The organism is Nocardia pseudovaccinii NBRC 100343 (genome assembly GCF_001613225.1).
In the GTDB taxonomy this organism is placed as follows: Bacteria; Actinomycetota; Actinomycetes; order Mycobacteriales; family Mycobacteriaceae; genus Nocardia; species Nocardia pseudovaccinii.
In genome coordinates this window covers 57,638-64,980 of the sequence record NZ_BDBY01000187.1, presented here as the reverse complement: position 1 = coordinate 64,980, position 7,343 = coordinate 57,638, and the positions used below count along the sequence as shown (strand labels likewise).

Here is a 7,343-nt window from a genome sequence, read left to right as displayed (position 1 = left end):
TGCGTGGCTATACGCCGGAGGGCTTGCCGGACAATACGTTTCGCGGACGATGGGCGGCACGCAACGCGACGTTCTGCGATCTGATCGCGCGCACGGGACTGCGACTGTCCGAGCAGGCGGCTCTGACGAGGTTCGACCTGCCGCTGGAGCACGGGCGGGGCGGGTTCCAGCGATTCTGGCTGCCACAGAACATCGCCAAGGGCGGGTCCGCTCGGTGGGTCTATGTTCCCGCGTCGGTGCGCGGCGATCTGCGCTCCTATGCCGACATCGATCGTGCCCAGGTCGTGCAGGACGCACGAACCGCAGGCCGTTACCGAAAGACGCACGCGCCCTTGGTCATCGAGGACCCGGCGCGACCGTTCGTACTCCAGCCCCACGCCGGGGGCGTTCGCAGACTCAGGATCGACCAACTCGACGCGGAGCAACGACGCCACCTACTCGTCGATGGACCGGACGGATTGGAACCGGCGGCGTTCTGGCTGTCGGAGTACGGGATGCCGCTTACGGTCTCCACCTGGAAAGCGATGTTCAAGCAGGGCAACGCCCGGTGTAGGGCGCACAAGTTGACGTTGCACGCCTGCGCCCATCTCCTGCGGCACACCTTCGCCGTGGTCACCCTCGAGCAGCTGCAACGCGGCCACATCGCCGCCCTCGCCGAGAAGACGCCGCCTCAGCGCGCGCACTACGTTCGGATCTTCGGCGACCCGCTGGACTGGGTTCGTCGGCGACTTGGTCACTCCAGCGTGGTCACCACACAGATTTATCTCCACGCGTTGGCGGAGCTGGAGATGGAAACCCGCATGGCGTTGGTCCCCGACGAGTGGGACGACCCGCGCGACACCCGCGCGGACAGCTTCGGCGACGACGTCACCGCGCCGGAGGGGATTGCGTGAGCCCCCGCCACGGACGCGGCAGCACCGGAACCCATCGACCCGCGGCGCTGGCACCACGGGGCTACCAGCCGCCGGAACCGGTCGAGCACACAGCGGGCGGTGTGGCGGTGCGCTTCGATGGAGAAGATGGACGCCACTGGACTTTTCGAGTGAATGAGCTTCCGCTGCCGGGCTGGCACGAGGCTCTCGCGGCGGCACTGCATGCGCGCATCGGACCAGCGGGTCGACGCCGAACGGTTGCCTCGGTGCAGGACATCTGGGTTCGGCTGGTCCGATTCGTCCGTTTCCTCGACGGGTTGCCGGATGCGCCTGCCCGACCCCAGGATCTGGTTGTCGCGCAGGTGATCGCGTTCGAGCAGGCTCGCGCAGCCTCGACGAAGCAGCGATACGTCTGGGCCGATGTTCGCGAGGTCGGCAAGCTCTTATCCGCCGCGCCGCTGAGAAAGCTTGTCGCACAGGAAGTCCTCGACTATGTCGCCAAGCGAACCCCGCTGCTGCTGGAGACCAAGCCCGGCTACTCCGACCGGGAACTGCGCGCGATCACTCGCGCGGCCAGAACCGATGTCGCGAAAATCCGTGACCGTGTCCTGGCCGGGCACGCCCTGGTCGCCCGATACCACCATGCACCGCAGAGCCTGGCCGCGGTCGAGGCCGAGCACGCCGAGCTGCTGGCGCGGATCGAGAGCACAGGCGTCGTTCCCGCTATCGCCAGTCCGGTTCACCTGGCTCCGCGCGCTCGCCTGGAGCTGGCCGAACAGCTGTTTCTGACACTTGCGGATCTCGCTCCGTTGTTGGTCCTGTTGGTCGCGGTGACCGGGTACAACGTCGAGACGATCAAGGAGCTGCCCGCTGAGCACCGCCTTCTCGAAGACCGCGCGGTCGAGCTTCGGGTGATCAAACGCCGACGGGGAGTCCAACGATGGTCGGAAACGGTGACCTGGGAGATCGGGCCGCCTGGACGGGAACTACGGACTCCCGGAGGTCTATACCTGCTCCTGCATCGGATGACCGCGGCCGGGCGGCGGTTCACCGGCAGTCAGGATTTATGGTCGGTCTGGCGCATGGGCAGCAGAGCCGGTGTCAGCGGATGCGAGGAGCACTTCAGCCCGTTCCGCAGAAGTCTCGCCCTGAGCAATCTCTACACGAGTCGATGGGCCGCGCGCCACGGCCTGACCGCCGATCCGGCCGACGCTGACACCGAAGACGCCCCGCCCGCCCTCGCTCTGCCGGTCGAGTTCAACAGGCTCAAGACCAGCATCGATGTTCGGCGCACCAAACAGATGGGTGGACATCTACCCAGCTCGGCCAAGACGAACACCGCCCCGGTGCTGTTCCGCAACTACCTGCGAAACGACCCGACCACCATCGCCTGGGCCCAAGACGTCTTCGGGGAGTCGCTGCTCGACGCCGAACAATCCGCCCTGGCCGCCCACCACCGAGCACTCGAACGCGCTGGCGGCGCCTTGGCGGTGATCTCCGGCCCGGCCGACGCCGATCACCTCGAACAAGCCGGACTCGACGCGACAACCGCGCGACGCAGCGCCGACCGCCAGCTCGACACGGCATGGTCGGCCTGCACCGATCACGACCACCACCCGGCCACCGGCAAGCCTTGCCGCCAGTCGTTCCTGGACTGCTTCCAATGCGGCAACTGCCTGATCACTCGCGACCATCTACCTCGACTCCTGGGCCTGCTGGACGCGTTCACGACACGCCGACAACAACTCTCCGAAGACCAGTGGTGGGCACGCTACGGCAAGGCCTGGGCCGCGATCCGCCACGACGTCGTGACGAAGTTCAGCCCAGCCGAGATCGAACAGGCCGCCGCCGCCAAAACAACTGACGCCATGCTGGACCTCGTCGAAAAGCCTTGGAACCAAACATGAGTCAAACCAATAATGCGGCATCCGCTCCTGGGATACACCCGCTCGACACTGCCCTGGTCCTCAAGCAAAGACCCCTTCGCCCCGGAGCCGTCCTCGAGCACACCTCACGATTCGGCGACGACCAGTGGCACCTACGTCCCGCACTCCTACAACAACACCAACGGGCGCTCGTGTTGAACTTCAACTCCATCCCACACCGCTACCGCATGGTCGTCAAAGAAGTCTGCTACACCATGCTGTCCGGCGATCTTCCCGACGGTGAGCCACGGCCCGAGGTCGCAACAGTGCGAGCCCACTTCACATCCCTGAAGTTGATGCTCACCTGGCTCGATTCGCGCACGCCACCGCCGGGGCGCCCATCCGGACCACGGCTGGCGGACTTGATCGGCGCCGACTTACAAGACTTCCAACGGCATCTGCTGGCCACGGTTCCGTCTTCAGCGCGCCGCCAGGGCATCCGCAGCGCGGTGCGGTACTTCTGGCGTTACCGCGCCTGCCTCACCAGCGACCAGTTGTCGTTTGATCCGCTTCATGTCCAGGACTGGACCGAGCCCGACAGGCGATCATCAGGTGGCCGTGAGAACACCACCGACCGAATCCCCGAAGCGGTCCATGGCCCCCTACTGGCGTGGTCGCTGCGATTCATCAATGACTTCGCCCCTGACATCCTGCGCGCCGATAACGAATGGCGCCGATGCCGCGACCACCACGACACCACCCGCGCCGGTCGCAATGTGGTCAAACACCGGCTCGACGATCTGCTCGCCGACTACATCCGCAACCAGCGTCCGCTGCCCAGTTGGAACGGCCAACCCAACATGGCCCACCTGGCTGACGAAATAGGCGGCCACCACAGTGCGTTGCTGAACTACCACGCCGAGATCGCGGCTGCCGCCGCCATCGTCGGTCTCGCACCGGACACCTGCTACAGAATCGGCATCACCGGCCTGCTCGACGACAAGCCCTGGATACACGGAATATCCGTGCATCCAGGCGACAACAACGGTCTGGGCAAGTTGACTCGCATGCTGATGGCGGCCTGTTATGGCACCATCGCGTTCCTCTCCGGTATGAGGGACTCCGAGATCAAACACCTTCGCCGCGGATGCCTGACCGTCGAGCGAGACGACCAAGGGCGTGTACTTCGTTGGAAAGCAACAAGTTTGGCGTTCAAGGGCGAGCACGAAGCACAAGGCGTTGAAGCGACCTGGGTTATCGGGCAGCCCGCGGCCCGCGCCATCCAGATCCTGGAACGTCTTCACCCGCCCGACACCATGCTGCTGTTCTCCGCGTTGTCCCACCACCCTGGCGGCAACAGCTCCACGGCGGCAGCCGGCACCCGCGCACTCTCCACGGTCACCACAAACCGATATCTCAATGGGCTGATCGGCTGGATCAACGACTACTGCGACACCCACGGACGATCCGACCGAATCCCGATGGTGAACGGACAGCCCTGGCGTCTGACCAGCAGGCAGTATCGTCGCACGCTGGCCTGGTATGTCGCGCGTCGCCCTGGCGGAGTATAGCCGGAGCTATCGCATATCGGCACCTCAGCGTTCAAATGTTCGAAGGATACGCGGGCACCTCTGATTCGGGGTTTCGTGCCGAAGTGGAGTCCGAACAAGCCCTCGCCCGGGGCGAGCACCTATTGGCGATGATCGAGGCGCATGAGCACAAAGACCTCGTAGGCCCCGCCGCAGAGGAAGCCCGCCGCCGCCTCGAGCTGTTCGGTGAACAGGCCGGGTTTCAGGGCAAGGTTATTGTCGACCAACGTCGCCTCGAGCGGCTGATGAAACGCGGCGACCCCGCGGTCTATCCCGACAAATACGTCACATGCGTCCACACCGACGCCACAGCGCTGTGCCGTCAACGTCGCGACACTCGGGCGCAACTTCGCCCCGACCTCGGCAGCTGCCAGCCACTCGCATGCCCGAATGTCGCCCTCACCGCGGACAACCGGACAGCGTTGCGCGCGGAGACTACCCGTCTCGATGCCGAACTCGTCGCCCGGCCTGCATTGCCTCCGCTCATGGCGCGCCTTCTTCAAGGTCGCCGCGACGAGATTGCCATGTTCCTCGCCCGACACCCTCAGGAGCACTCGTGAGCCGCGCAACCGACATTCCCACGCTCGAACAGGCACGCTGCGCCGTCGACAACGCCCTCGGCGACGCACCTCGAAACGGCCATCGGCCAAGCGTTCTCGCTGTCGCCCGCCAGCTCGGCATGTCGAACACCACCTTCCGCCGTCACTTCCCCGACCTCGCCCATGAGATCGGCGAGGCACGACGCGCGCCGCAGCCCCAGCTCTTCAAGCGGTCTCCCGCCGAGGCTGATCAGACTCGGCTCGCTGCCCGCAACGCGAAACTGCGCCGCGACAACCGCCGGCTTCGCGAGCATCTCGGCCTTGCGGTTACAAACATCCGCCATCTCACTCTGACCGTCCATAGGCTTCGCACAGAGCTCGAAGTGGCCAGCAACGTCACCAGAATCGATGGCTCCCGCCGCGCCGACTAACCCGCCGTCACACTCAGGAAACGGTCGATAGTCAGCCCCCGAAACTATGTCTACAAAACTGGGCAGACCCCGTAAGGCAGGTTGCTTGTTCCCGTGCTGCTGGGTGACCTGGACCGACGTAGACCGCGTGCCGAATCCGCGGGGCAAAGTGCTGCCGACCGCTGGCGGCCAGAGCGCCGTGCCATCTGGCTAGGCGAACGTGCCGCACGTGTAGGACGCGGCATGTAGCCGCTAGCGCCCGCGTTCATACGGGCGGTCGGGAGCCGGGATCCGCTGGTAGTCGGTGACGGCGAGGGTCGGGGCCTGGTCGGGGTCGTGCTGGGCGCTGTCGGTCTGTACGACTCCGCGAACCTGTAGCCAGGCGTCGTCCTCGATGGGTTCTGGCATACCGGCCAGGTGTACGAGCACGTAGCGGGCATCGGCGACGCAGCAGGTGATGACCACGCGAGCCAGGTCGGTTTCGGTGGTGGCGGGGTGTTGTTGTTCGAGATCTTTTGGGTGGATGACGAATCCGCTGATCGTGACCTCGCGGCCGTCGAGGGAATGGTTGGAATCCAGCAGTGCCCGGTTGACCAGATCCACGACCGGCAAGTTCGGTGCGGCTTCGGCGGGCAGCGGTGGGAACGGCCACTGTTTCGGTGCCGCCGGAGCCGAATCGCGTGGCACGACCTGGACCGGGGAGCTGGTCACCGCGGCGCTCGCGCCCAGTGCGGGCGGGGCGATGAGCAGCAGGGCGGCGGCGGGGATCAGCAGCAGCCAGTGGGAGCGGCCGCTGCCGTGCTCGTGGGACTCATCCTCGGTGGCGGTGCCGCGGCGGATATCGCGCACGATCGCGACCAGTCCGAGCATCATGAATCCGATGCCGCTGATCAGCAGGAACGGATACAGGCTCGGTTTCACATAGCGCAGGTAGGCGCCGTCGAGCGCGATCCACAACACCGCGGCGCCGATCAGCACCAACAGCAGATTCTGTGTCTCGCGTTTCATCGGGCACCTCCCAGGAAGACGAGTCCGGCGATGGTGCCGCATGTCACGGCCACCACAAAGGTCAACGGCGCGAACCGCATTGCGAACATCCGCCCGAATGTTCCGGCCTGCATGGCGAACAGTTTCACATCGACCGCTGGGCCGACCACCAGGAACACCAGGCGCGGCAGCAGCGGCAGCGCAGACATGCTCGCCGCGACGAACGCGTCCGCCTCCGAACACAACGCCAGCACGATCGCCAAGACCGCCATCACCACGACGGCCATTGCCATCTGACCAGCCAGATGTTCGTACCAGGACGGCGGGACGAGCACATGCAGTGCGGCGGCCGCCGCCGCACCGAGCACGAGAAATGCGCTGGCCTGCAGCAGATCATGGCGTGCGGCCTCGGTGAAGACCTCCCAGCGGGTACGCCCGACCACACAGTGGTCGTGCCCGCCTCCGCGCGCAAGCATCCACGCCGGACGCCCGATCCGCGACCAGATCAGGCCCATCACCACCGCGGTGGCCAGTGAACCGGTGAACCGTGCGGCCACCATGCCCGGTTCGCCGGGGAACGCCACCGCCGTCGCGATCAAGACCACGGGGTTGATCGCGGGTGCCGACAGCATGAACGCCAGGGCGACCGAGCCCGGCGCGCCCTGGTCGGTCAGCCGCCGTGCCACCGGTACGACGCCACACTCACAGCCCGGCAGTGCCATACCGGCCAGACCGGCAACGCCGATTGCCACGGATTCATTACGTGGCAACACTTTTCGCAGCACAGCGGGTGAAACGAAGGCCGCGATCGCGCCACTGACCAGTACGCCGAGCACAAGAAACGGCACCGCTTGGACGAAGACACCCGCGAAGATCGTCACCGCGGTCTGTAACCGCACCGATGCCCCCACCGCGCGCGCCAGCGGAGCCTGCACGACCAGCCCGATGACGATGAGAGCCGCGAGCACGTACGTCGAGGACAGCTTCGTCCGTACCGAGTTCAGCGTGTTCGGTGCGAGCACTGATCCCCCCATCTTGTCAGCGGCGGCCGTCGAATCGGCTCGTAAACCAGCCCTGGTTG

General features: G+C 65.8%; 7 protein-coding genes. 5 read left to right on the top strand and 2 right to left on the bottom strand.

Going from position 1 to position 7,343, the window contains the following annotated elements:
- The 5 genes from NP3_RS23725 to NP3_RS48185 all read left to right on the top strand — a co-directional run.
- A partial coding sequence (locus NP3_RS23725; protein ID WP_157124496.1) for a site-specific integrase occupies positions 1–893 on the top strand: 893 nt, incomplete at its 5' end.
- A 149-nt stretch (positions 894–1,042) separates the two neighbouring features.
- The gene (locus NP3_RS23720; protein ID WP_157124495.1) at positions 1,043–2,779 is read left to right on the top strand and encodes a hypothetical protein; all 1,737 of its coding nucleotides are present in this window, start codon (positions 1,043–1,045) and stop codon (positions 2,777–2,779) included.
- Positions 2,776–4,308, top strand: coding sequence for a hypothetical protein (locus NP3_RS23715; RefSeq protein WP_157124494.1), 1,533 nt, complete (start codon positions 2,776–2,778; stop codon positions 4,306–4,308). The genes NP3_RS23720 and NP3_RS23715 overlap by 4 nt, the downstream gene beginning before the upstream one ends.
- 83 nt (positions 4,309–4,391) lie before the next feature.
- Positions 4,392–4,886: a hypothetical protein gene (locus NP3_RS49675; protein ID WP_218024925.1), complete on the top strand. Its 495-nt coding sequence runs from the start codon at positions 4,392–4,394 to the stop codon at positions 4,884–4,886.
- The gene (locus tag NP3_RS48185; protein WP_157124493.1) at positions 4,883–5,296 is read left to right on the top strand and encodes a hypothetical protein; all 414 of its coding nucleotides are present in this window, start codon (positions 4,883–4,885) and stop codon (positions 5,294–5,296) included. Before NP3_RS49675 ends, NP3_RS48185 begins: the two co-directional genes overlap by 4 nt.
- 231 nt (positions 5,297–5,527) lie before the next feature.
- Here NP3_RS48185 and NP3_RS23700 read toward each other — a convergent pair whose 3' ends face one another.
- Together NP3_RS23700 and NP3_RS23695 are read right to left on the bottom strand one after the other, a co-directional pair.
- Entirely contained in the window at positions 5,528–6,283 is a 756-nt protein-coding gene (locus tag NP3_RS23700) for a TIGR03943 family putative permease subunit (RefSeq protein ID WP_063043797.1), read from the bottom strand.
- Positions 6,280–7,284, bottom strand: a complete 1,005-nt coding sequence (locus NP3_RS23695) for a permease (protein WP_373864782.1) — start codon at positions 7,282–7,284, stop codon at positions 6,280–6,282. Before NP3_RS23695 ends, NP3_RS23700 begins: the two co-directional genes overlap by 4 nt.
- Positions 7,285–7,343 lie beyond the last annotated feature (59 nt).

Bases quoted from the DNA above. Each gene is read 5' to 3' on its own strand.
- NP3_RS23700 (WP_063043797.1), bottom strand. From the start codon at position 6,283: ATGAAACGCGAGACACAGAATCTGCTGTTGGTGCTGATCGGCGCCGCG.
- NP3_RS23715 (WP_157124494.1), top strand. From the start codon at position 2,776: ATGAGTCAAACCAATAATGCGGCATCCGCTCCTGGGATACACCCGCTC.